The organism is Proteus columbae (assembly GCF_009914335.1).
In the GTDB taxonomy this organism is placed as follows: Bacteria; Pseudomonadota; Gammaproteobacteria; order Enterobacterales; family Enterobacteriaceae; genus Proteus.
Genome location: NZ_CP043925.1, coordinates 3,926,661 through 3,950,848, shown reverse-complemented (window position 1 = coordinate 3,950,848; position 24,188 = coordinate 3,926,661). Strand labels below are relative to the sequence as shown.

18 protein-coding genes and 1 pseudogene are annotated in these 24,188 nt (G+C 37.8%); 6 read left to right on the top strand and 13 right to left on the bottom strand.

Annotated features, from left to right (window positions below):
- Positions 1-33 precede the first annotated feature (33 nt).
- On the top strand, positions 34-2,016 hold the full coding sequence (locus tag F1325_RS18365; protein WP_160230810.1) for an acyltransferase family protein: 1,983 nt from the start codon (positions 34-36) through the stop codon (positions 2,014-2,016).
- 81 nt (positions 2,017-2,097) lie between these two features.
- Here the strand turns inward: F1325_RS18365 and F1325_RS18360 are convergent, their stop codons facing one another.
- Genes F1325_RS18360 through F1325_RS18350 form a run of 3 tightly spaced genes read right to left on the bottom strand, consistent with a single transcriptional unit; the run spans position 2,098 to position 4,933 of the window.
- Positions 2,098-2,811 carry an MgtC/SapB family protein gene (locus tag F1325_RS18360; RefSeq protein WP_109373757.1) on the bottom strand — a complete coding sequence of 238 codons (714 nt, stop codon included), beginning with the start codon at positions 2,809-2,811 and terminating at the stop codon, positions 2,098-2,100.
- A 39-nt stretch (positions 2,812-2,850) separates the two neighbouring features.
- The gene (locus tag F1325_RS18355; RefSeq protein WP_160230893.1) at positions 2,851-4,098 is read right to left on the bottom strand and encodes an MFS transporter; all 1,248 of its coding nucleotides are present in this window, start codon (positions 4,096-4,098) and stop codon (positions 2,851-2,853) included.
- A 13-nt stretch (positions 4,099-4,111) separates the two neighbouring features.
- Positions 4,112-4,933, bottom strand: a complete 822-nt coding sequence (locus F1325_RS18350) for an MBL fold metallo-hydrolase (protein ID WP_160230809.1) — start codon at positions 4,931-4,933, stop codon at positions 4,112-4,114.
- Between the two features lie 346 nt (positions 4,934-5,279).
- Between F1325_RS18350 and F1325_RS18345 the strand changes: the two genes are divergently transcribed.
- Positions 5,280-7,487: an extracellular solute-binding protein gene (locus F1325_RS18345; protein WP_109373755.1), complete on the top strand. Its 2,208-nt coding sequence runs from the start codon at positions 5,280-5,282 to the stop codon at positions 7,485-7,487.
- A 313-nt stretch (positions 7,488-7,800) separates the two neighbouring features.
- Here the strand turns inward: F1325_RS18345 and norW are convergent, their stop codons facing one another.
- Both norW and norV read right to left on the bottom strand, forming a co-directional pair.
- Entirely contained in the window at positions 7,801-8,955 is a 1,155-nt protein-coding gene (gene norW / locus F1325_RS18340; RefSeq protein ID WP_160230808.1) for an NADH:flavorubredoxin reductase NorW, read from the bottom strand.
- Positions 8,952-10,400, bottom strand: a complete 1,449-nt coding sequence (norV, locus tag F1325_RS18335; protein WP_109373753.1) for an anaerobic nitric oxide reductase flavorubredoxin — start codon at positions 10,398-10,400, stop codon at positions 8,952-8,954. The genes norW and norV overlap by 4 nt, the downstream gene beginning before the upstream one ends.
- 190 nt (positions 10,401-10,590) lie before the next feature.
- Here norV and norR point away from each other — a divergent pair, with 190 nt between their 5' ends.
- The gene (gene norR / locus F1325_RS18330; protein ID WP_109373752.1) at positions 10,591-12,108 is read left to right on the top strand and encodes a nitric oxide reductase transcriptional regulator NorR; all 1,518 of its coding nucleotides are present in this window, start codon (positions 10,591-10,593) and stop codon (positions 12,106-12,108) included.
- 98 nt (positions 12,109-12,206) lie between these two features.
- Here norR and F1325_RS18325 read toward each other — a convergent pair whose 3' ends face one another.
- From F1325_RS18325 to F1325_RS18310, 4 genes are all read right to left on the bottom strand, one after another.
- Positions 12,207-12,776 (bottom strand): molecular chaperone TorD family protein, encoded by a 570-nt coding sequence (locus F1325_RS18325; protein WP_109373751.1) that lies wholly within the window; start codon positions 12,774-12,776, stop codon positions 12,207-12,209.
- A 79-nt stretch (positions 12,777-12,855) separates the two neighbouring features.
- The gene (locus tag F1325_RS18320; protein ID WP_160230807.1) at positions 12,856-13,755 is read right to left on the bottom strand and encodes a dimethyl sulfoxide reductase anchor subunit family protein; all 900 of its coding nucleotides are present in this window, start codon (positions 13,753-13,755) and stop codon (positions 12,856-12,858) included.
- The gene (locus tag F1325_RS18315) at positions 13,752-14,393 is read right to left on the bottom strand and encodes a DMSO/selenate family reductase complex B subunit (RefSeq protein WP_109406736.1); all 642 of its coding nucleotides are present in this window, start codon (positions 14,391-14,393) and stop codon (positions 13,752-13,754) included. Before F1325_RS18315 ends, F1325_RS18320 begins: the two co-directional genes overlap by 4 nt.
- A complete protein-coding gene (locus F1325_RS18310; protein WP_160230806.1) occupies positions 14,390-16,810 on the bottom strand; it encodes a DMSO/selenate family reductase complex A subunit in 2,421 nt (806 codons plus the stop codon). The genes F1325_RS18315 and F1325_RS18310 overlap by 4 nt, the downstream gene beginning before the upstream one ends.
- Before the next feature lie 446 nt (positions 16,811-17,256).
- Here F1325_RS18310 and F1325_RS18305 point away from each other — a divergent pair, with 446 nt between their 5' ends.
- Positions 17,257-18,042 carry an AraC family transcriptional regulator gene (locus F1325_RS18305; RefSeq protein ID WP_109373769.1) on the top strand — a complete coding sequence of 262 codons (786 nt, stop codon included), beginning with the start codon at positions 17,257-17,259 and terminating at the stop codon, positions 18,040-18,042.
- Positions 18,043-18,254: 212 nt separating this feature from the next.
- A pseudogene (locus tag F1325_RS18300) lies at positions 18,255-19,010 on the top strand (hypothetical protein).
- Positions 19,011-19,277: 267 nt separating this feature from the next.
- Here the strand turns inward: F1325_RS18300 and F1325_RS18295 are convergent.
- Positions 19,278-20,768: an MFS transporter gene (locus tag F1325_RS18295; RefSeq protein ID WP_160230805.1), complete on the bottom strand. Its 1,491-nt coding sequence runs from the start codon at positions 20,766-20,768 to the stop codon at positions 19,278-19,280.
- A gap of 84 nt (positions 20,769-20,852) precedes the next feature.
- On the opposite strand from F1325_RS18295, the gene F1325_RS18290 reads away from it, so the two are divergent.
- Positions 20,853-21,407 carry a TetR/AcrR family transcriptional regulator gene (locus tag F1325_RS18290; RefSeq protein ID WP_109373747.1) on the top strand — a complete coding sequence of 185 codons (555 nt, stop codon included), beginning with the start codon at positions 20,853-20,855 and terminating at the stop codon, positions 21,405-21,407.
- A gap of 64 nt (positions 21,408-21,471) precedes the next feature.
- Here the strand turns inward: F1325_RS18290 and F1325_RS18285 are convergent, their stop codons facing one another.
- From F1325_RS18285 to F1325_RS18275, 3 genes are read right to left on the bottom strand one after another with little or no spacing between them, the layout of a single operon-like run.
- A complete protein-coding gene (locus tag F1325_RS18285) occupies positions 21,472-22,227 on the bottom strand; it encodes an iron ABC transporter ATP-binding protein (protein ID WP_109373746.1) in 756 nt (251 codons plus the stop codon).
- A 1-nt stretch (position 22,228) separates the two neighbouring features.
- The gene (locus tag F1325_RS18280) at positions 22,229-23,236 is read right to left on the bottom strand and encodes an iron chelate uptake ABC transporter family permease subunit (protein ID WP_109373745.1); all 1,008 of its coding nucleotides are present in this window, start codon (positions 23,234-23,236) and stop codon (positions 22,229-22,231) included.
- Complete coding sequence (locus tag F1325_RS18275) at positions 23,223-24,185, bottom strand: ABC transporter permease (protein ID WP_160230804.1); 963 nt, start codon at positions 24,183-24,185, stop codon at positions 23,223-23,225. The genes F1325_RS18280 and F1325_RS18275 overlap by 14 nt, the downstream gene beginning before the upstream one ends.
- Positions 24,186-24,188: the final 3 nt, after the last annotated feature.

The window sequence follows — 24,188 nt, the reverse complement described above, 5'->3', positions numbered from 1 at the left end:
CAATTCTTTTTATCTGGATAATGTACTTGAATTATGAATGTAAAATATCGCGCTGATATTGATGGTTTAAGAGCTATTGCTGTTATTCTGGTTATTCTTTTCCATTTGGATAATCGCTTAATCCCTTCAGGGTTTATTGGTGTCGATATCTTCTTTGTGATCTCTGGTTTTTTGATCTCATTGATAATTAAAACCTCATTATCACCCGGTAATTTTTCATTTTGTGATTTTTATAATCGTCGATTATGGCGATTACAGCCACTTTATTTAGTTGTATTAATCGCTGTTTTAGTGATTTCAGGGCTTTTTTACCTTCCTAGCGATTACTTAGATATTACAAATAGCGAAAAATACGCCTCAGCCTTTCTCTCTAATAAATATTTTGCAAGGGCAACAACTAGCTATGCAGCGCAAGATGCACTTTTTTTACCGTTATTGCATACATGGTCTTTAGCGATAGAGTGGCAATGGTATCTTTTCTTACCTTTTGCACTTTATTTTCTACATAAAATTAATCATAAAGAAAAAATAAGTCATTTCTATCCTATTGTATTTATTGCAATAGTGTCTTTTTCTTTTGTGTTTTTTTATCAGAAAGATCAGCCTAAGAACTATTATTATTTTAGCTCGCGTATATTTGAGTTTATGTTAGGTGCTTGTGTGGCTTATTTGCCCACGAAAATGAAACTCAATCGAAGAATAAATGATGTTATTAGCTTAATTGCGCTAGGTGTTATTGTTTGGGTTGCATTTCAAAATGATATTATTGCAGGTTATCCGAATATTAATACGTTATATGTTTGTCTTGGTGCCGCACTCATTATTTATACTGGACAGCATGGAAGTATTATTAAAAAAATACTTTCATTAAAGCCAATTGTGATCGTTGGATTATTATCTTACTCTCTCTATTTATGGCATTGGCCATTATTTGCAGTTGCACGTTATATTGGTGTGTTTAATACAGAACTACAAAAAGGATCACTGTTAGCATTAACCTTATTGCTCTCAATAACCTCTTATTTGTTTATTGAAAAACCGCTTAGAAGAAAGCGTTTAGCCTTTAAATATTCCATCACACTTTTGTTAATTATTCCTATCTTATGCACTTTAGGGCTAAATGCACTAAATGAAAAATATCAAGGTGTTGGCGCAAGGCTTGGGCAAAATTACGTTAATTTAGAAGCTAAGTTGAATCAGTTTGATTATCCTAATCGAACTAAATGTATGAATTTTGAAGCCTCTGATCCAGATAAAATGTGCCATATTGGTGAAGTGGGAAGCCAGAGAAAAGCGTTTTTATTTGGCGATTCTCATGCAAATCATTATTGGGGCTTTATGGATATTTTAGGTAAAGATGCGAAGCTTGATGTGTATGCACAAGCAACATCATCATGCATTACTCTTCCTAATATTTACCTTTATGATTGGTCTAATCATAAAAATGCGGTTTATCAGCGTTGTTACGATCAAACAGCGAAATATTACCAACTCATCAAGAACAATCACTTTGATTATGTGATATTTGGGCAAGTTTGGAATAACTATGCATCAAATCATGTCATTAATAAGCTAGGTGATGTTAGAACCGTCGAAGAGTCTCGTAAACGCGTTGAAAAAGCGATGCGTGAAGCGCTTGATCTTATTATTACCACAGGCGCTAAACCTGTTTTTATTAAAACAGTTAATTCTATGCCAAGTGGTTTTATGACCTGTTTTTATGAAAATGCAAAATTAAGAAAAGACTTTGCAGATAATAACTGTAATCCCAAAAACTATAAAGGTGAGGGGAATACATGGATGGATCAGTTATTTATTAAATTAAAAAAGGACTATCCAACTTTAATTATCATCGACCCTAAAGATGTACAGTGTGATAAAAATGTCTGCTTAACCGATATAGATGGTGTACCAGTTTATCGTGATGTAGGGCATATTACAGATTATGCTTCAACAATATTTGGCATGATGTATCTAGAACGTTTTGGTAATCCGTTAGTTATAGAAAATCCTTAATATGACCATCAATCGGTCATCAAAATAATAGAAAAGTGCGCGGTTATCTAAGATAAAGCGCACTTTTTATTTTTAAATATATTAATGATCCAAAGAAACAGAATGAACATGTTCAAGCTGTTTTAATGAGCAATAAAATTCAGGTAAGGTAATTTTTTGCCGTACTAACAGTTTCAAATTCACTTCAACGCGTTCTTTTTTAATATCGCGAATAGTCAGATTTTCAATCACGTCTTTATGGTTTTTTAAATACTCAATTAAAAGAGGAACACCGCTTTCATGAGTAAATAGCATACGCACTTTTATCTTACCTAGACGTTGGTTTTTCATCTGAAATAGCACCACTTGTGGGCTAAGTTGAATAGCCATAAAAAAGAGAACAGTCACAATCATTGCATGCCAATAAAACCCTGAACCACAAGCAATCCCCACACCCGCTGAAGCCCATACTATCGCCGCGGTTGTCAAACCTGAAATTGCGTCATCACGCCGATGTAATATGACTCCTGCACCCAAAAAACCGACACCACTGATAATTTGTGCTGCTAATCTCATGGGATCACTACGAATATTATCAGAGATATTGGCGTAATATTCTGCGGATTGAATAGAGACAATGGTTAATAAACAACTGGCAACAGCAATAATGACACAGGTTTTAAAACCGACAGGCTTTCCCTTTGATTCACGCTCTAAGCCAATAAGGCCGCCTAAAATAAAGGCGGCCAGTAATTTAGCGATACTTGAAAGTGATAAAGGGCCAATGCTGTCAACAAACTGTATTAATGCGTCCATGGTTTGCTCCTAACGTTGGCTTATTCCTTTATTTTAAAACTACGGTGTTGCAATACTTTCTTGTGCTTTTTTATCTTCGTTATTTTTCTTTTTGCTCATATCATCTTTAAAGAAGAAGATAAAGAACATCGTCACAACGGCGGCAACAATCGCTGGATATATCCAGAATGTAGACCATTGTGGTAAGGCTGCATCACCTGTTTCTGTTACGGTTGAATTAAAGATTTGACCACAAATAGTGGAAGCAAATAATAAGCCGAAACCATTAGAGACAATAAAACGTAAACCTTGTGCTTGAGCGCGGATTTCAGGTTTTGCTTTGCGGTCAACATAGATATCACCAGCAGTAAAGAAGAAGTCCCAACATAATCCCTGCAACATTAATCCGATGACGATAAAATAGAATTCTGTATTTACCGCAGCATAAGAGAAGAATATTGAGCGAATAATCCAGCTAACAGCACCTAAAAGAAGTGTAATTTTGAAGCCAAATTTCATTAAGAAGAATGACAAGACAAACATAAATAGCACTTCACAGGCGATCCCTATTTGCATAATAGACGCTGCATTATTAAAACCTAATGCTTTAATAAATACGGGAATATAAGCTGAGTAAGCTGTTTTAGGGATCATTAAAATAAAGATACTAAACATTAAGATAGCGAAATAGCGATCTTTAAATAATGACAGTGCATCCAAACATAAAATATCACGAGCAGAGAACGGTTTGCCTTTCGCTTTCGGTGGTGTATTAGGCAATGTAAAGCAATAGAAACCCAGTAATACGCCCACAGCAGAAGCAATATACCAAGTCATTGTGCTACCAGAGAAGCCCATTTCTCCTAATATAAATCCGATAGCCATAAAACCGAACGTACCGAATACACGAATAATAGGGAAATATTTCACACCATTAATGTGGGAGAAACTAATACTATTTGAAAGCGCAGTGGTTGGATAAAACAATAATCCAATAATGAAAATTAAGAATAAAGTCATACCACTGTTTTGTGCTTCAATAAATTGAGGAACGCAAATAATGACTGCGGCATTAATTAAATGAAGGATGCCCATCACTTTTTGTGAAGCAAAGAAACGGTCAGCCACCATACCAATAAATAATGGGGAGATAATTGTTGCTACACCTAATAAAGCATAGGCATTACCAATAATGCTTGCCATACCGTAGGTACTTAATACTAGCCCCATAGTCATATTCCACGCACCTTGCATGAAATATTGCACAAACATCATAATTAGTAAGCGAGAGGTTATTTTCATATCCATCATCGTTCTCCTCTTAATTTGTTTCTAACGTTAATCCGTCGTAGGCAACGCGGATATTATGAGGAGCACAAACAGCTTCTAATTCGTGGTGAAGCAATTTACCGCTATGTGAAATATGCGAAACGGCAATTTGTGTATCTTGATGTAAACAACCTTGTTGTTGCAGTTTTTCTTTTGCTGCAAATACGGTTTCTAAGCTCATATGATTATCAGTACGATCTTTACCATTGAGTCCATAAGTACATTCAAAAACAATGATATCAAGTGGTTTGTTTTCTAACCATTTCCACGTTAATTCAGGGAACCAACCAGAATCATGACCATAGAAAATCACCTTGCCATCCTTCTCAATATGATAAACATAGCAAAGTTCCCATTTCGCATGATTAGCAAGTAATGGCGTAATTTTATAACCGTTTCTTTCGACAGTAACAAAAGGAATTAAGCAGTGAAAAGCGAAACGCTCTTTGCTGTAACCAGGTAAAACTTCGATACAACCATTAATGGCGCGATCATTGCCAAAAATATGAAGGGGATGGTTAATTTCAAAACCATAACCTTCCATTCGGCTAAACAGATCGCCAACATTGAAATGATCAGGATGCGTGTGAGTGAATAGAAGACTTTCAAAATGGGTAGCATCCATTCCATCACGCATTAACTGGTAGCTAAATGTAGGTGATACGTCGATTAACATAATGTCATCGACAATGGCAGACGAGTGAGTTCGGATATCTTTCCCACCAAGTTCTCTTGCTTTTAGACAGTGTTCACAACGGCAGAAGGGATTGGGTATGCCTTCTGAGGCAGCCGTCCCTAAAAAATGAAGTTTCATAAGAAATCCCCTTATCCTATTGTTTTATTATGATTTTATTAATTATCTGGTGTTGGCTATCTATAAGACATAGATAAATTTGAACGTTCCAATAATAAAATGATGAAGAGTCTTTGCCAATAAATGAAGATCAGATCAGTGATCTTATTCAAATTAATTTTATTATCTTATTGATTAATATGAATATGACTTTTTAATTGATATTGATAATTATTTATTTGAGACAAGTAATAAAAGATTGTTTTATAAACAATTATTAAATGGAACGTTCAAATTAATTATCGGTAGTCGAGATAAATAATTCAGGTATGCTAGTGAAAGCGGAAATTGAGATGGAAAAAGGTCTATGGCAACGATAAAAGATATTGCAAAATTAGCAGGTGTTTCTCATGGTACGGTTTCTAACGTATTGAACAAGCGTGGAAATGTAAGCGTTGAGAAAATTGAAGCTGTGTATCAAGCCGCCAAACAAATGGGTTATCAATTAAATACACAGGCTCAATTGTTAAGAACCAATAAAAGCCATAAAATTGCGATACTTTTACCTCAATTAGTTTCTGAAAAATATGCTGTTTTCTTTAATTCTTTAAGACAATCTATCGCTCATTTTCCTGAGGTTACTTACGATCTTTTTTTAACGGATGACCTTGAAACCACAGAGTTAGAGCTATTACAGAAAATTGCAGCAGGTGGTTATAAGCAAGTGATCACTGTGAGTTGCCTTAATGATGCGAATATCTATTTTGACACGTTAAAATTATCCCCTTCTCAAATTGCATTTATTTATCGCCAACCACTCAATACACAACGTTTTTTTACACTCGATTTTGCTCAAGCGGCAGAGGCTATTTGCCAACAGGTAGCAAAAACTGTCGGTAAATTGGTCGGCATTTTTATTGGCAACAGTGATTATTTAAATAATCAGATTTTTGTTAATGAATTACAAAATCGACTTTTGAAGTACGCACCAAATAAAAAAAATGTGGTACTTTGTGCGTCAGATGAAGAGAGCTATAAAATTGCGTTTGATTTCTTTTCTATGGAGCAAATTCCAGACATATTTATTGCTCAAGATATAGAAAAAGCACGTTATTTAACACAAGCCAGTTATTTCGGTAGCCATAATGATTGCCCGCCTATTTTTGCATTGAGCGATAATATTCCACCTGTATTAAAAGGGTTGTATTACTTTCCAATGAACTATGCCCAACTTGGGTTAGAAGTAATTGATGCGCTAATGCAAGATGCCGATGAGGGAGAGATAACAGCAAATAATGCCATTTATGTGCGTAATCAAAGTGATCATCTTTATACGCAAACCGCTACGGTTATATGTGAGGATAAAGCAGATATAAATCTTAATTTGCTTATTCTGCCTAGTCCTTCAACCAGTGCATTAAAAAAACTATTGCCCCATTTTTATCGCCAGACAGGAATTAAAGTTAATTTGGCGATACACCCTTATGATGAAGTTTATCAAATATTGAGTCAGCTACATTTACATCCATATTATGATTTGCTGCGTATTGATATGGCGTGTTTTCCTTGGTTTGCGGAAAGAATATTGCAGCCATTAGATAAGATCGGTAATGGACTAACGGATTTATTAAATAATTTCTCATTGCCCACTCAACAGAAATTTAGTTTAGTCAATAATGTTGCTTATGCCATGCCTTTTGATGCCAGTGCGCAACTTCTGTTTTATCGAAAAGACTTGTTTGAAGATCCTATTCTAAAAAGAATGTATTACGAAAAAACCGGTAATGAATTAACGGTGCCTGCGACGTTCGAAGAATACGATAATGTAACGCAGTTTTTTACTGAACAGCATGAAGAAGGGCAATTAAATCGTCCAATGGGCGCTTCAACAACATTAGGGAGTGCAGGGCTCATTGCAACAGAATATTTATTACGTTACTACGCAAAAGGTGGGCGTTTAATAGGACGTAATAATATTCCTAGATTAGCAATGCCGTTAGCGGGTGAAATATTAGAAGAATATCTACAGCAATTGTCGATCACCGAAAATATTGATAATAAATGGTGGAGTGAATCAGTTAGACAATTTGAGCAAGGTCATCTTGCTATGCTTATCGCTTATATGAATTTATTTAACGATGTCGCTCATAGCAATATTTTACCTAAAACAGGTTTTGCACCTGTGCCCGGAAGTATTCCACAATTAGGCGGTGGCGTATTAGGCGTTTCACGTTATAGCCAAAAATCACAATATGCAGAGCAATTTTATCGTTGGCTTTATTCCCCAATGGTGATGGATCACCTTATTTTATTAGGTGGAAACAGTAATCATCAAAATTTCAGCCATAACCAAGAAATTAGCCATCGTTACCCATGGATGACATTGGCTTATCAAGAAATTAATAAGGGAATACGAGAATCTTCGGTACCTAATGGCAAGTTATTTAATTTACGCCAAGCCGAAATTATTATCGGACAAGGTATTACGAATGTCGTTAATAATATTATGACGATAGATGAGACTATCGATTATATAAATCAGCGTTTGTTGATAGATACTCAAGGTGAGCGGTGAATCAGTTTTTATTAATAGAGATAACAAAGGTACGAGATTAAAAAGGTGTTTTCTTTTAGGGAGTTTTTGTGGGATTTGTTATTGATATATATAATAATTTAGTTACTGTTGATCATGCTCATTATTATCAGTATATTATTTGCGCTAGAGCTGGTATGAGCGGCCCTGCTCTATAAATTATCGAACGTCGCCTGCGCTGCACCCTGATATATGGTCAGATCGTAAGGATCAAAAAGCACCTCTTGAGGTGCTTTTTGTCATTTAAGAGGCCAAACTTAGGGAAGAGATACTTTTTAGAGTCTATTTATTTAAATTAAGCGGACAGTGTTCTTAGCAAAGCAAACGCTTCTTTTACCTGCTCTTCTGTTACCACAAAGGCACGTAATTCATCATTTTCATCAAAGCCCTTAGCGATAATGCCCGATTGTGTTGTACTAATATTCCACGTTAAATCTTTACGTGCGGTTTCACCGGCAAGGTGCAGTGGCATTAAAGGTGTTTTTACCCGAATAATCATTGGCGGTAGATTAAGTGGTGCATTATTTTCACCTACAAGTGATTTTGCTAAATGCATTGCACTCAATTGTATTGGCTGTAAAAAAGGCAATAAGCTACCGTTGATTTGTGCACAGTCACCTAAGGCATAAATATCTTTATCACTACTTTGCAGATATTCATTCACAATAATCCCACGGTCAGTATGTAAACCTGCAAGATGAGCAAGCTCTATATTTGGTGTAAGCCCAGTCGCGGCAATAACACAATCAACGGTTAATTGATGATGTTGATTAAATGTCGCTAAAATTCCGTTATCGGTTTGTGTTAATGACTGTAACGGTGATTTGAGCATTAAACGCACACCAATTTCTGTTAGGCTTGATTGTAAACGACCACTGAGATCAGCTGGGATCAGCGACGATAATAATTGGCCAGAAATATCAGCAAGGATCACTTCTTTACCTGCGCGACTAAAATCCATCGCTAATTCAGTACCAATTAACCCAGCACCTAAAATTAATATACGTTTAGCGTGATGAATTTGCGTTTCATAAGCTCGGTACTCTTGTTGGCTATTGAGCGTCAACATTAACTCATGCCCTGAAATTGGCGGACAATAGGTTTTGGCACCAGTGGCTAATATTAATTTATCGTAATACCATTGTTCGCCTTGCATGCTCTGAATACGTTTTTCATCCGTATTAATATCCGTAATTTGCGTATAAGGATGAATTGCTAATTGATATTGTAGTGCAAAGTCTTGAGCTGTTTGTTTCGTTAAATCATCGGCACTTTGTGCCTGACTGATTACATGGCTTAAATCGGGTTTGTTATATTCATCAATACTGTCTGATGCAATTAGGGTAATAGGAATATCTGCATTAAATTTGCGAATATTTTTCACTAATTGGCGCGCAGCAAAGCCAGCGCCAATAATGACAATCCCATTACTGAGAAGGTCTTTACTCATTTTGCCTCCTTGGCAAGTGCATCAAAGACATCTTTTCCTAATGAACATTCAGGGCATAAGAAATTATCAGGTACTTCACTCCACGGCGTATTAGGTTGAACATTTTGTATCGGTTCACCAATTGCAGGATCGTAAATCCATTGACACACACTGCATTGCATACAAGGACCTAAATCGACAGCTTCAATATTTGTGGCAACTTCAGGTTGTGATGAGACTGTACAACAAGATTGGGTTGCAGGAAGTGGCGCTAAAGCCCATTGGCGTGCAATTTCACGACCATATTCACGACAAATTTCTTGTGCTTGCATATCTGGGCGCCATTTGGTTTTTAGCGCTAATGCGGTTTCAAATCCGGCATCCATTAAACGGGTTTGAATGCGATCTACGGCACCGCCATTCCAACCATAACTGCCAAAAGCAGCGGCTTTTTTATTACGAAAACGTAAGCCAGTCATCTCTTCCAGCATGGCGGCAATTTTTGGCATCATGACATTGTTCATTGTCGATGAACCGACTAGCACACCCTTAGAACGAAAAGCACTAGTGATGATGTCATTTTTATCACTTTTGGCGACGTTATAGCTTTTTACAAACACGTTAGGGTCAATTTCGTTAATACCTTGTGCAATCGCATCTGCCATCATTCGTGTATTGTTTGACATGGTGTCATAGAAAATAGTGATGCGATCTTCTTGATAGTCTGCTGCCCATTTTAGATATAATTCAACGATTTGTGTTGGATTATCACGCCATACCACACCGTGAGAGGTTGCAATCATATCGACAGGTAAATTAAAGCCTAAAATTTCATTAATTTTGGGTGTTACAAGGCGACTAAACGGCGTCAGAATATTGGCATAATAGCGTTGGCATTGTTCAAATAATTCAGTTTGGTCAACTTCATCGTTAAATAACCGTTCATCACAATAGTGCTGACCAAAGGCATCATTACTAAATAAAATCGCATCTCCCGTTAAATAGGTCATCATGCTGTCAGGCCAATGAAGCATGGGTGTCTCAACAAAAATCAGTTGTTTGCCATTACCAATATTTAAGCTGTCGCCTGTTTTAACGATATTAAAATTCCACTCAGGGTGATGGTGATGACCATTGATTGAATCAATCGCATTTGCTGTGCAATAAATCGGGGTATTAGGTATAAAAGACATCAGCTCAGTGAGTGCGCCTGCGTGATCTTCTTCTGCATGATTAATAATAATGTAATCAATCTCTTCCAGATCAATTTGCGTGCGTAAATTTTGCACAAATTCACGGCTAAATTTATGATCGACCGTATCAATAAGCACATTCTTTTCTTCACGTATTAGGTAACTGTTGTAGCTACTGCCTAATAATGTTTTGTATTCAGTGCCATGAAAATCACGAACTTCCCAGTCACGTTGTCCAACCCAATTAACATTATTTTTAACATGAATAGCCATTTTGTATTGTTCCTTCTCATTAATCTTTTCATAGGGATATGTATTGATATAATCAAGAAGCGTGCCAGTTTTTAATTTGTTGTTTTATAACGTCTTTTGTTTTATTGGCTATTTATATATTGTCAATATGACTATCTTTATCATGTCAAAATGACCATAATAACAGTCATAATGACTATGAGGTGTTTTTATGGGCTTTTCTGTTGATGTGCTGGCTAAAATTGCCATTGAATTACAAAAAGATGTGGGTCATCAAGATAGGTTTCAACGCCTTGTGACCACGCTTCGGCAAGTGCTAAATTGCGATGCGGCCGCTCTGCTTCGTTATGAGCCTCATCAGTTTATTCCATTGGCGATAGATGGTCTTGTGCCTGATGTATTAGGGCGGCGCTTTTTACTTGAAGGGCATCCACGCCTTGAAACTATTGCGCGTGCTGGGGATGTTGTTCGTTTTCCTGCGGATAGTGATTTACCCGATCCTTATGATGGGCTTATTCCGGATAGAGAGCATTTAAAAGTGCATGCTTGTGTGGGATTGCCGTTATTTGCGGGACAAGACTTAATTGGTACGTTAACGCTTGATGGAATGGATCCTCATCAGTTTGATACCTTTAGTGATGAAGAATTACGTTTAATTGCTGCATTAACCGCAGGGGCATTAAATAATGCATTATTGATTGAGCAACTTGAAAATCAAAATATGTTATTTACGCCAACCAATACGTTTAAGCCCACAGTAAAAACAGAAATTATTGGTTTATCGCCTTCAATGATGCAACTGAAAAAAGAGATAGAAATTGTTGCACCCGCAGATATGAATATTTTAGTGAGTGGCGAAACGGGAACGGGTAAAGAGCTGGTGGTAAAAGCCATTCATGAAATGTCTAATCGTGCAGATAATCCGTTAGTCTATTTAAATTGCGCCGCACTGCCTGAGAGCGTGGCGGAAAGTGAATTATTTGGTCATGTGAAAGGGGCTTTTACAGGAGCAATTAGTCATCGTAGTGGTAAATTTGAAATGGCAGATAACGGAACGTTATTTCTTGATGAAATAGGGGAGTTATCATTATCACTGCAAGCCAAATTACTGCGTGTCTTACAATATGGTGATATTCAACGTATTGGTGATGATCGTAATTTACGCGTTAATGTGCGTGTATTAGCAGCAACAAATCGTGATTTATGGGAAGAAGTATTAGCGGGGAATTTCCGTGCTGATTTATTTCATCGTTTAAGTATTTTCCCTCTGCATGTGCCTCCATTACGAGAAAGAGACGAAGATATTCTGCTATTAGTAGGTTATTTTTGTGAACAATATCGTCAACGTTTTAATCTTACTCAAGTGATTATTAGCCCAGAATTACGCCTTTATTTATTACACTATTCTTGGCCAGGTAATGTGCGAGAATTAGAACACACCATTCATCGAGCGATTGTTTTAGCCAGAGCGGGAAATAAAACTGATAGCCTTATTTTACAAGTGAGCCATTTTGCTTTAGGGGCTGAAAATCCAGTTCACTCTGGTTCTCAAACGTTACCTTCAGAAGAAAAAAATCTAAAAGAAGCAACGGACGAATTTCAGCGAGACTTAATCAAACAAGCATTGCTACGTAATAACCAAAATTGGGCGGCAACCGCGCGAGAATTATCACTTGATCCAGCTAACCTACGTCGTTTAACAAAACGCTTGGGATTAAAATTATCATAATTTTAAAAGGGATGTTCTAAATGAAAAAAGGTAATTTGGGTGCGTGGTCCAAATTACCTTAAATAATTATGTTAGGATGATAAATTGTTAATAAATTTCTATTTTCTGAATGCGTTCACCGTGATGGTTACCAGTTCTGTTAATGTGCTATAAAATTGGCTATACCCACTCATTTTTAATTTATTTAAATAGTGAGGTAGCCATGTCGTTAAATGAAGGGAAAATAATTCATTAACCGCGTCTTCTCTTTTTTCTGATGCCAATACTGCCGCTTGAAATAACATCAAACCGATATGATCAACAGGCTCTGGAAAAGGCGTGTTTACTTTTAAGCGTTCCCGTTTTAAAAATTCACTCAGCGCAAGGGTAGAATCCCCTTGTAATAAGCCTTCAGGATCTAAATAGACCGAACCCCAAGGGGGTGCAGGCAACGCATTAGGGCCAACAAAAAGATTTTGCCATTGGTTTTTTAATTGCTCTGTATCGATAGACACAGAATCAATTAAACGTTCACACAGGCGGTTTTCAATTTTACAAGGCCACTGTGCTACAAAATCCCCAGTTTTAAAAAAGTTGAGTGCAGTTTTATTGGTGTCATCATCAGGTGGGAACAAATAACAAATTCCCAATAAATTAAATGCAGCCGCATAATAAGAGAGTCTGCTCATAATTTTGATATTTCCTTAAACAAACCCCGATTAATGAGGTTTGTTTTTTTTATTATTTAAACGACATACTCAATGGCAATTAGTGAATTGAGTAGAAAACATAGCGCAACATAAAGTCAGCGATAATTGCGATAACACAGCCAAGTGCAAAAATAGACTCAGTGGATTTCTCTTGATTTTTAGGGGTTAGGAATTTCACTAAACTATAACCACAAGCCAATACTGCAAAGGTTGCTAAGATCCAGCATGTAGTCCGTAACGAACCAATGGAGTAATAGACTTGAATAGGTGATAACGGGAATGTCACCGATTTTTGGCTATATAGAGTGCTAGTTAAATATTGCTCATAAAAAGGTTGATACAATAATCGACCCATTAAGCTAACTGCCATTATTCCCCATAGTTGCCATTTCCAACGCATTGGGAAAGAGGTTTGTGGTATTTCAATACCTAGCTTATTTCCGACACGTTGCACTATTTTGAACAATAAAAAGAAAATTGCAGCACCTAGCGTTAACATTGCCCCGAAGAACATCACATACGTATTGTTATCCATCCATGTCAAAATGGAGGTGTGGCGATAAATTGATGCCATGCAATAAATATCAAATAACCCAATCAGAATACTGGTACTTAATAACAGCATTGAGAGTTTGCGAGTGCGCCAGAGCCATAAAAAGGTTAAGCCTAGACAACCGACAAAAATAGCTGTGATAGCAACTTCACGACTTAGCCAAGCGGAAAAAACATTTCTAATCGCATTTGGGGCATTTAATAGCACACCTAAGTGAGTGATTGAGGCAATAGAGCCTAAACCTGCTAGTCCACAAATAACAAATAAGGCCAATAGCATAAAGCGATAGTAGCTTTCTGCATTGAGATAATGAGAAAGGCGGCGAGTAAAAAGCCCTGTTATTAGCGCAAGACCAATGGCCGCATTCATCATAAATGTGAAGATTAATAATGACCATTCATTCATTTTCTTTCTCCCTTATTATTAATTCCGTCATTATTGGCACCCTGATGTGGGTTAATAACAAGGTTTGGATGCGTTATTTCAGGGGAAGGTAAACCCGTGACATAATCTAAATCGCCATAGCGTTCACGTAGTTCATCAATAGGGCCAAATTGGATTGCACCTAACGGACAAGTAGCGACACAAACTGGTTGTTCACCTTTTTGCTGTAAATCGATGCAAAAATCGCATTTTGACATCTGTTTGGTTTCTGGGTTCATTTGTGGTGCGCCATAAGGGCAAGACCACGCACAAGCACCACAACCGACACATTTGTCTGTATCTACCATCACAATGCCATCACCTTCACGCTTATGCATTGCTGTGGTTGGGCAATTTTTAACACAAATAGGATCGTCACAATGGTTACAAGAGATAGATAAGGTGTAAGCAAAGACATTATTAATCAGTGCGCCTTTAGGATTTCGGGTATACCCGCCACCCGTAATTTCATAGACACGACGAAATTTGCGTCCGACATCGAGGTTATTTTTATCTTTGCACGCAACCTGACACGCTTTACAACCTGAACAGCGAGCGCTGTCGATATAAAATCCTAACTGTTTACTACTCACTGCGGGATAAACGATAAATTTACTCATGCTTTTGCTACCTCGACCAATAATGTTTGGTGAGCATTGCCGTGTGCCATTGCGGTGCTACGAGATGATGTTAATACGTTGGCACATCCACCTTGATCTATGCCTTTTGCATCAGGTTGCCACCAAGCACCTGCTTGCAAGGCGACAACACCAGGCATAATTCGTTGTGTTAACTTGACGGGAATCATCGTTACCCCACGATCGTTATACACTTTGACTTTCTCGCCCTCTTTGATGTTTCTATCTTGGGCATCTAACGGATTAATCCACAGTTCTTGGCGTTGGACTTCTTGCAACCAAGGATTGGCAAATTGCGTTGAGTTTGCGCGGTTACGCCCTTTCCATGTGATAAGTTGCAGAGGGAATTTATCCGTTAGCGTATCTTCGGGACCTTCAATTGCGGGTACATAATGAGAGAGTGCAGGAATATCGACATTATTCATGTCATATAAACGCTTAGAGAAAATCTCAATTTTGCCTGATGGCGTTGGGAATGGATTATTCTCGATATCTTGGATATTTTTCTCAAACGCCACATTTTGAGTATGAGGACGATGTTTTAATAGATGACGACGTTTAACCAATAGCTCTTTAAAGGTTGGAATACCGTCTTCAGGACGTTTAGCACTTGCATCATTGACTAAATATTCAATCCAATCGCGATCGGTCTCTTTACCTTCGCTAAATTGTTCGCCCACGCCCAATTTATCGGCAACTTCACGTAACCAATCGTAGTCAGTACGACGCTCAAACTCAGGTTCAATCACTTTTTCAGAAAGAATAATGTAGTCGCCATAACTCCATGTACCACCGATGTTCCAACGTTCTAGGAAGCTGGTTTCTGGTAGTAAAATATCGGCGTATTTTGCACTTGGCGTAAGATAGAGATCACTACAGACGATAAACTCGACTTTCGATTCATCTTCAAGTACTTTCGCAGCATGAAGAATATCGGTATTTTGATTTGTCATGTAGTTACCGGCCATTGAGAAAATCATCTTGATTTCAGTATCAAGTTTCTCTGCATTCAGTAACCCATTTTGTGGTGTGACTAAACTTTTATCTTCACACGCTTGCACCCAGTTGGTGATATTGATTTTCGCTTTTACTGGGTTGGTTAATAGGCTTGGTCCTGCGATGGTTTTACGCAGTTCAGAATTTAATGCCATGCCATAACCCGCAGCCCAACCACCTCGCACTCCCACATTCCCCGTGATAGTAGCGAGTAAAGTAGCGCCACGCGCCGTCCGTTCACCACAAATATGACGTTGAGGACCCCAGCCTTGCATTAATGCAGCCGGTTTTGTCGATGCGTATTCACGAGCTAATTGTTTAATAGTATCGGCAGGTACTTTAGTGATGGTTTCAGCCCATTCAGGGGTTTTCTTAATGCCATCTTTTTTACCCATTAAATAGGCAACTAAAGACTCATTTTCACCCACACCTTCTGGCATTTGGTGCTCATCAAAGCCGATTGTGTATTTATCAATAAAGGCTTGGTCATGCAGGTTTTCGCTGACGATGACATACATCATCGCATCCATCATCGCGTTATCTGTCGTGGGTAATAAAGGGATCCACTGATCAGCTAAAGAAGAGGCGGTATCAGAATAACGAGGGTCAACGACAATAAATTTAGTGCCGTTTTTCTTCATTTTTTGGAAAAAATGGTTTGAATGACCAAAAATAGTTTCGTTAGGATTATGACCCCATAAAATCACGAGAGGGGTATTTTCTAACGTATCTAATGTACTGCCACTGGCTGCGGTACCGTATGTATAAGGCGTGACCGCAAGGGTATTACCGTTACTGACAGAGTGATAGTTTTCCAGAAAACCGCCAGTGATATTAAACAGGCGACGTAACATATTCGCACCTGAGAAAATACCGCCAGTAACGCCTGTACTTAAACTCACAAAGCGAGACGCTGGACCATATTGCTGGTTAATGCGTTGCATATTTTGTGCGATAAGCGTGGTGGCTTCTTCCCAACTGATGCGCTCAAATTTGCCTTCGCCACGTTTTCCAACGCGTTTCATTGGGTATTTTAAACGGTCTGGGTGATAGACAAATTTACGATAACCACGACCTCGCACACAGGCGCGCATAATGGGCATCTCTTCATCTAAATCAGCATCTGGGCGTGTGCTAATACGGGTGACTTTACCATCTTTTACATGAGCACGAATGTCACATTTACCTCCACAGTCAAAGCTACTACAGGTTGAAACAACACGCTCTCCATCTTCGGTTGTTATTGATTTTACTGGGATAGCGTTATCTGTTGTCGCAGCAAAAGAGTTTGATGCGAGAAAAGGAAGGGTGACTAATGCTGAGCTCGCTTGAATAAAGTGACGGCGGCTAACATCGTTGAGAATGCTCTTTGTATCACTATCGTGATCGGACTGATTGCTCATAATGAACTCTACCTTAAACATAATAGGCGGATCCCGATATACCCGATACTTGATATAAAGAATGTGCGTGATTTTTCTAGGCTATGAATAAAGGGAATGTCTGGTATCCGCTGCATTATTATTGAATGCATAGATAATTGCAGAATGCTCGAAACAACCTCTGCGAGAGGGATAGTAGTTGATTAATCTTTTGCCAACATTCTAAAACCAGACAATGACATTTGAATTTCAGCCTATTTACGAGAGGTGTTAAAAGCTCGTTTTTTGATTGTTAATAGGGTTTGTTAAATAGATATCAAGAAGGTTGAAATTTCGCATAAGGTATTTTAGTTATATATTTAAATATATAACGTTTTTAATTATATAGGTTATTATTTGCCAGTGTGTAGAGTGTGGGATAACTGCTATATTAAAAGGACGAAAATAAAAAGAGAGTGGTTCAAATTGTGAGAAATGTACCTTTAAAAAGCGTTGATTCACTTGACCGAGATGTTATTGCGCTAGGTACAGACTATCTGCCTAATACGTTGTTAGAAACGCATCAACATCGTCGAGCTCAATTTTTATATCCTGCCACAGGCTTAATTGAAGTGAGTACCGATGATGGTGAGTGGGTTATTCCACCGTCTTGTGGCGTATGGATACCGCCAGAAACAGGGCATGAAACTCGTATGTTAGATGTGAGTACACGAAGCTTGTATATCGAGCCTTCAGCTGCTCCTCGTCACAGTAAACAGTGTGAAGTGTTAAGTGTTTCTCCTCTCTTTCGTCAGTTGTTACTTGAAGCTGTTGATGTACCTGCGGAATATGACAAAAAAGGGCGAGATGGTCTTTTAATGCAGTTAATCCTATGTGAATTAGCGAAAGCAAAACCATTACCGTTTTTTGCGCCTATTCCACAAAACAGTAAATTAGCTAAATTATGCCGTGATTTTATCCGTAATCCTAAAATAGATTCTTTACCGCAACAGTGGGCAGATAAATTACATAAAAGTGAGCGCTCTTTTAGCCGATTTTTTCGTCAGCAAACAGGAATGTCATTTTCACAATGGCGACAACAAGTCTGCTTATTAAATTCATTAACACAAATCTTATCAGGACGGGGAATTACTGAAATTGCCTTTGATTTGGGCTATAACAGTGCTGGTTCATTCTCAACCATGTTTAAAAAGCAGATGGGACAATCACCTTCGCATTTTAGTATGGATGCACTGGATATTGATCGGTTTTAATATGAATAATAAAATAATTCTCTAATTAAATTAAATATGGATAATTTAGATAATTTTTGAGTTTAAAAATAGATATACTCTTATTTTAAGTTAGATGTTAATTTTATTTAAATAAGTAGAGATAGTCTTCTTAATAAATATCTTCTTTAGAAGATAGTCCTATTATTTTATCTCTGTTATACTTTGCTCTCTTTTGGTATAGAGATATGTTAGTGGGATTAATTCTTAAAGAACAATGTGTTATTGTGGATCATGATTGCTCTGATTGGTTAACAACTCAATCTAAAGGAAATCCAACTATTGAATATTCGAATGGTTTAAAAATTTATGCAATTTTTAAACGACAATTTCTTTCAGGTAAACAAAGTCGTGACAGAAAATAACGTCACCTAGGAGATAACTGTCCTTTAATTTATGCATTAAAAAGAAAAAATGGCTTATATACAAATATTTCGAGTATAAAAAAACTTAATAATAGTTTTAAAATTATTTGCGCAAAATTTATGGAGCTCGAATCTCAAGGGTATCAATTAATAATATCAATGCCATCAGCTCATAATATTAGTTATATCATAGCAAAACGGTCGGCAAAAAAATTTAATGCGTTACATTTATCTAATATTCTAAGAAAAATAACAGTTAATAATGCTTTCCAACTTCTTGATAACGCGAATATTAGTGTTAAAGAAACTAAGAGTCTTGATTTTAAAATTAAAATACAAGCAAGAGAAGTTGGAATTAATGGTGATTTTTCACTAAAAGGAATTCCGACTAAATTTCGAGATATATTTCCACCATTTATTTTAAATGAGCAAGTATCATCATCCCCTGAGCGAATAAGAATACTACTTGTTGATGATCTTATGGCTACAGGAACAACATTAACTACAGCAAGAAAGATTATGGCACTACAATATCCTAATGCAGTCATACATGCTATTTGCCTATTTAGCTCAATGAGACGATAAAATCAAAAGTCTTGATAATATCAAGATAAAAAGATATAAAAATGTTACAGAGTGTGCTTAAGTCTTCTCGCTCTTAAAATCCAGATGGGATCCGCGTAAGCACCTGGCTGAGGTCAGCTTGTAAAGAGCAAATATCAGTCGATTAGGCAGTGGCTAATCCTTCAACATATTGTTGTCGTAGATAAATACCAAAAAGGAGAGCTTAAGCTCTCCTTTTGTTTTTTTAATTTCTACAAAAATGTGCAAATAGCTATTATCAAAACAATTTTACTTTCGCACCTCATTCCGTAAACAATAAGGTAGAACCACTAAGCTAAGTGCCGTAATAATTGCGGTCGCGGTTAGCACGACAAAAAAGGCATTTTCAAAGGCGGTATTTGCTTGAGATATCACGAGAGAAGCCATGTCATTTGGCAATTTTTCTGCCACAATAAGAGCTTCATCTAAACTGTCATATACCGCATTATCAATTGTTAATGAGTCAGGTAATATCAGTTTTAAGGTGTACACTGTACTCATCAAACTGCCCATAAATGTCACACCAATTACACTACCGAGCTCATAAGCTACATCTTCAATTGATGCCGCCATTCCCGCTTGCCTATCTGCAACACTCAACATAATTGACGTAGATGCCGTGGTAAAGATAATGCCTAAACCAAAGCCGATTAAGAATAAGCTACCGATTAACACCATTGGAGATGTTGTTTGATAAACAGCAATTAACCACAGATTTCCCACCAAAGTAAGCATAAATCCGGCAATAATTAAGCGAACTTCACCTAAACGAACCAAGAAATAACCTGCCAAGGGAGAAGCAAGTACAGAGCCAATAGGAATAGGTAAAATGACTAGCGCTGCATTCAGTGGAGTAAACCCCGCAACAAGCTGTAAACGCTGGCTAAGCAATAATTCAATGCCTACAATGATCACCATAGAAAGTACGGCCATTAAAATACCGATACTAAAAAAGCGGTTTTTAAATAACCTAAAGTCAATCATCGGGTGAATCTGTTTACGTTGGCGTAGAGTAAATAGAGTGAGGAAAACTACGGCAATAATGGCGACAATCGTCGCTTCATTCCACTGTGTATAAGGTTTTCCTATCTCTTTTAAGGCATAAATAGCACTGATCAACCCCACTAAAATGAGTACTGAACTTAAATAATCAATTTTATGATCACCATATCCCGAAAACTTAGGAATAAGCCACATAGAGAACGGCAAGACAATAAGCACAATAGGGACGTTAATTAAAAAGACAGAACCCCACCAAAAATGTTCAAGTAACATGCCACCAATTAAAGGCCCTAAAGCAGCTCCGCCAGAAGCAACTGCAGACCAAATGCCAATCGCAATAGCTCGCTCTTGTGGATCGCTAAAAACTTGGCGTACGATTGATAGTGTTGCAGGCATACTCATTGCGGCACCCACGGCTAAAAAACCTCGAGAAGCAATTAAAGTGGTTGCTGTCGGTGAGAAAGCAGCACATAGAGAGGCAATCGCAAAAAGAGGAAGACCACAGATAAACAGCGTCTTATGACCAATTCTATCGGTTAGCATACCTGCTGCGGGTAATAATCCAGCAACAATTAATGGATAAGCATTCATTATCCAAAGTTTTTCTGAAGCACTCGCGTTTAAATCATAAGTTAAACGCGGTAATGCGGTATAAAGCACCGTTACATCAACAACAATGAGAAACAGCATGCTAGATACCAAAAGTAATACTATCCAACGTTTATAATCTTTGAGCATATAAATCTCGGTTATTTTATGAGTATTATTTTTACTAGCGGCTATAATATAAATCCATACAACCGTATTGAAAAGAGGTTTTTTATGGGACGTCAAAGAACCATTGATAGAGAAAAACTGTTAGAAGCTATCTTCGACATTGTCATGGAGCAAGGAGCGGCAGCATTAACGATTGATACTGTTGCCAAAAAAATGGGGATCTCAAAAGGGGGCGTTCAATACTGTTTTAGCAGCAAAGAAGCAATGATTGATGCGATGTTTGAGCATTGGGAAGGAAGCTACGAAACTAAATTTAAAGAGATCGTTGAAAACGATAACTCACCTGAAAATCGAGTCACTGCACATATTCATGCCACTCATAATCATGACAAAGTCTCTTTTGCTAAAGGAGCGAGTTTGATGGCAGCATTGCTGCAAACGCCTGAATATCTACAAAGTACAAAAGAGTGGTATCAGCAACGATTAGCAGGTGTAGATATGACAACAGAAGCTGGAAAACGGGCAAGATTGGCATTTTTAGCGACAGAAGGCGCTTTTTTACTGCGCTATTTTGGATTAATGGATATTGATGATAACGAATGGCAATCTATCTTTGAAGATATTGATTCAGAGTTACTTCAGCAAGGGAAAAGGCAATAAAAAAGCATGTTGTTAATAAGAAGAACAACATGCTTTTTATTGAAGATAATAGGGCTAAATGGAATTAGTAATACATAGCAATTAGCTTATTATCTAGCTCTTTAACGTTAACGGGTGTATCGAAAATATCTTCGATAATCTCTGCTTTCATGATCTCTTTTGGTGAGCCGTGATAATACAGTTGTCCGTTACGCATGGCTAAAATATAGTCAGAATAAACAGAAGCAAAATTGATATCATGAATAACGATAATAATGGTTTTTCCTAACTCATCTGCTGCTTTTCGCAGAAGTTTCATCATGATTACCGCATGCTTCATATCAAGATTATTCAGTGGTTCATCAAGCATGACATATTCTGTGTCTTGGCATAGCACCATCGCAACATAGGTACGTTGACGTTGCCCACCCGATAATTCATCTAGATAACGGTGACGAAATTCAGTCAAATTTAAAAAGTCTAATGACTCATCAATGACTTTTTTATCATCGAGCGTTAAACGACCTTTGCTGTAAGGATAGCGACCAAAGCCAACTAATTCTTCTACGGTTAAACGGCTAACAAACTGGTTTTCTTGGCGCAGTATTGAAAGATTTCTAGCAAGAACATCACTATCAGTTGCAGCAACATCCATACCATTAACGCTCACCATGCCACTTTCAGGAAGTAATAGACGTCCAATAACAGAAAGTAGTGTGGATTTACCTGCGCCATTAGGGCCTATGATCGAAGTAATACCGCCACGTTGAATTGTTGTTGTAATATTATCGAGAACGGTTGTGTCTTGATAACGTTTTGATATTTTGCTGATTTCAATCATATTAAAGTCTTCTTAACACCAAATAGATAAAGAACATCCCACCAACAAACTCAATCACAACAGAAAGTGTTCCTGTCATTTTTAAGCCATATTCTAAAACCAGTTGCCCACCGATTAAGGCAATAGTACCCAGTAGGAAGGCTACGGGCATCAAGAAACGGTGCTGGCTACTGCCACTGATATGATAAGCGAGGTTAGCGACAATTAACCCTAAGAAGGTTAACGGACCCACTAACGCCGTTGATACGGCCACTAGAACAGAAATCAGTAACAGAATATAAGTGGTTTGTTTGCGGTAATTAATACCGAGGTTAATGGCATTGGCTTGTCCTAATGCCATGACATCAAAGCTATAACGCATACGCCAAAGTAAAACACCGACAACCACAATCATGGCTAAAGCACAAAAGATAAGATCAGGCGTTGCACGGGTGAAAGTGGCAAACATACGACTTTGTAAGACGGAAAATTCATTGGGATCCATCAAACGTTGTAATAGCGTAGCTGAACTACGAAATAAAGTGCCTAAAATAATCCCGATCATCAGGACTAAGTTAATGTTAAAGCGTACCGAACTAAACAACCAACGATAGAGCACAACAGAAAATAGCACCAGCAATGTCGATTCTAAGAAGAACTTTGATAGGTTCAACATCCACGAGGCAGGCATATCCCCTTCAAAGAAAATAAACACAGTTTGTAGTAATACAAACAGAGCTTCTAACCCCATAAGTGAGGGTGTCAAAATACGGTTATTCGCGATGGTTTGAAACAATATCGTGGAAACACCAGCGGCAAACGCTACCACAATCATTGTAAGTACAATATAAGCACGGTGAGTCAGAATATAAGAGATATTGCCGTTTAGGTTTATCGTCATAAATAACACAATGGATAATAACGATGCCCCTAATAATAACCAAATACGAGACATAGGTGAGAGGCGCGTTTTCTTATGTTCGACAGCGCCAGTACATTTGCTAATTATGGATGAATTAACTTTTTGCATAACGTTGCTGCTTTAATATTAAGAAAAGGAAAATAATGGCACCCACTGCGCCTAAAATAACGCTGGCAGGAATTTCAAATGGGTAGCGAATAAGGCGACCAATCACATCACACAGTAAAACAATTGCACCACCACTCAAGCAAACCCAAGGAATGGTTTTGCGGATGTTATCGCCCATTACTAAGCTTACCAGATTGGGCACAATTAAGCCGAGGAAAGGTAATGCGCCGACAACGGAAACCACAACACCACTAATCAGTGCAATAATGGATAACCCAATGATCATCACTTTGCGGTAATTGAGTCCCACGTTAATGGAAAATTCACGCCCCATTCCGGCAACAGTAAAGCTATCAGCCACCCAACACGCCATGATTGCTAGCGCACCGACAAGCCATAACAGCTCATAACGGCCTTGTAACACACTTGAGAAATCGCCACTTGTCCATGCATCTAATGATTGCAGTAAATCGAAATATACCGCTAAGAAGATAGTGAGTGCGCCAATAACTGCACTGAGCATAATGCCCACTAAAGGTACTATTAGTGTTGTTTTTAAGGTGATCCTTTGCAAAAGCAACATAAATAACAAAGTACCAAGAAGGGCAAAAACAGTTGCAACCATCATTTTGGTAAAGATGCCAGCGGCTGGAAAGAGCAACATGACAACTAATAAGCCAAGACTTGCAGATTGTGTTGTTCCTGCGAGAGAAGGTTCAACAAAGCGGTTTTGAGTGAGTAGTTGCATGATTAAACCTGCAACACTAATGGCACCACCGGCGAGTAATAATGATAGGGTTCTTGGTACACGGCTGATAAAGAAGATATCGCGCATATCGGGATCAGAAAAAAGCGAAGCAGGAGTAATATCTCCTGCGCCGATAAATAGACTGATCATTGAGAGGATAGCAACAATCCCTATCCCCAATGATAAATGGAACGTTTTCATTCG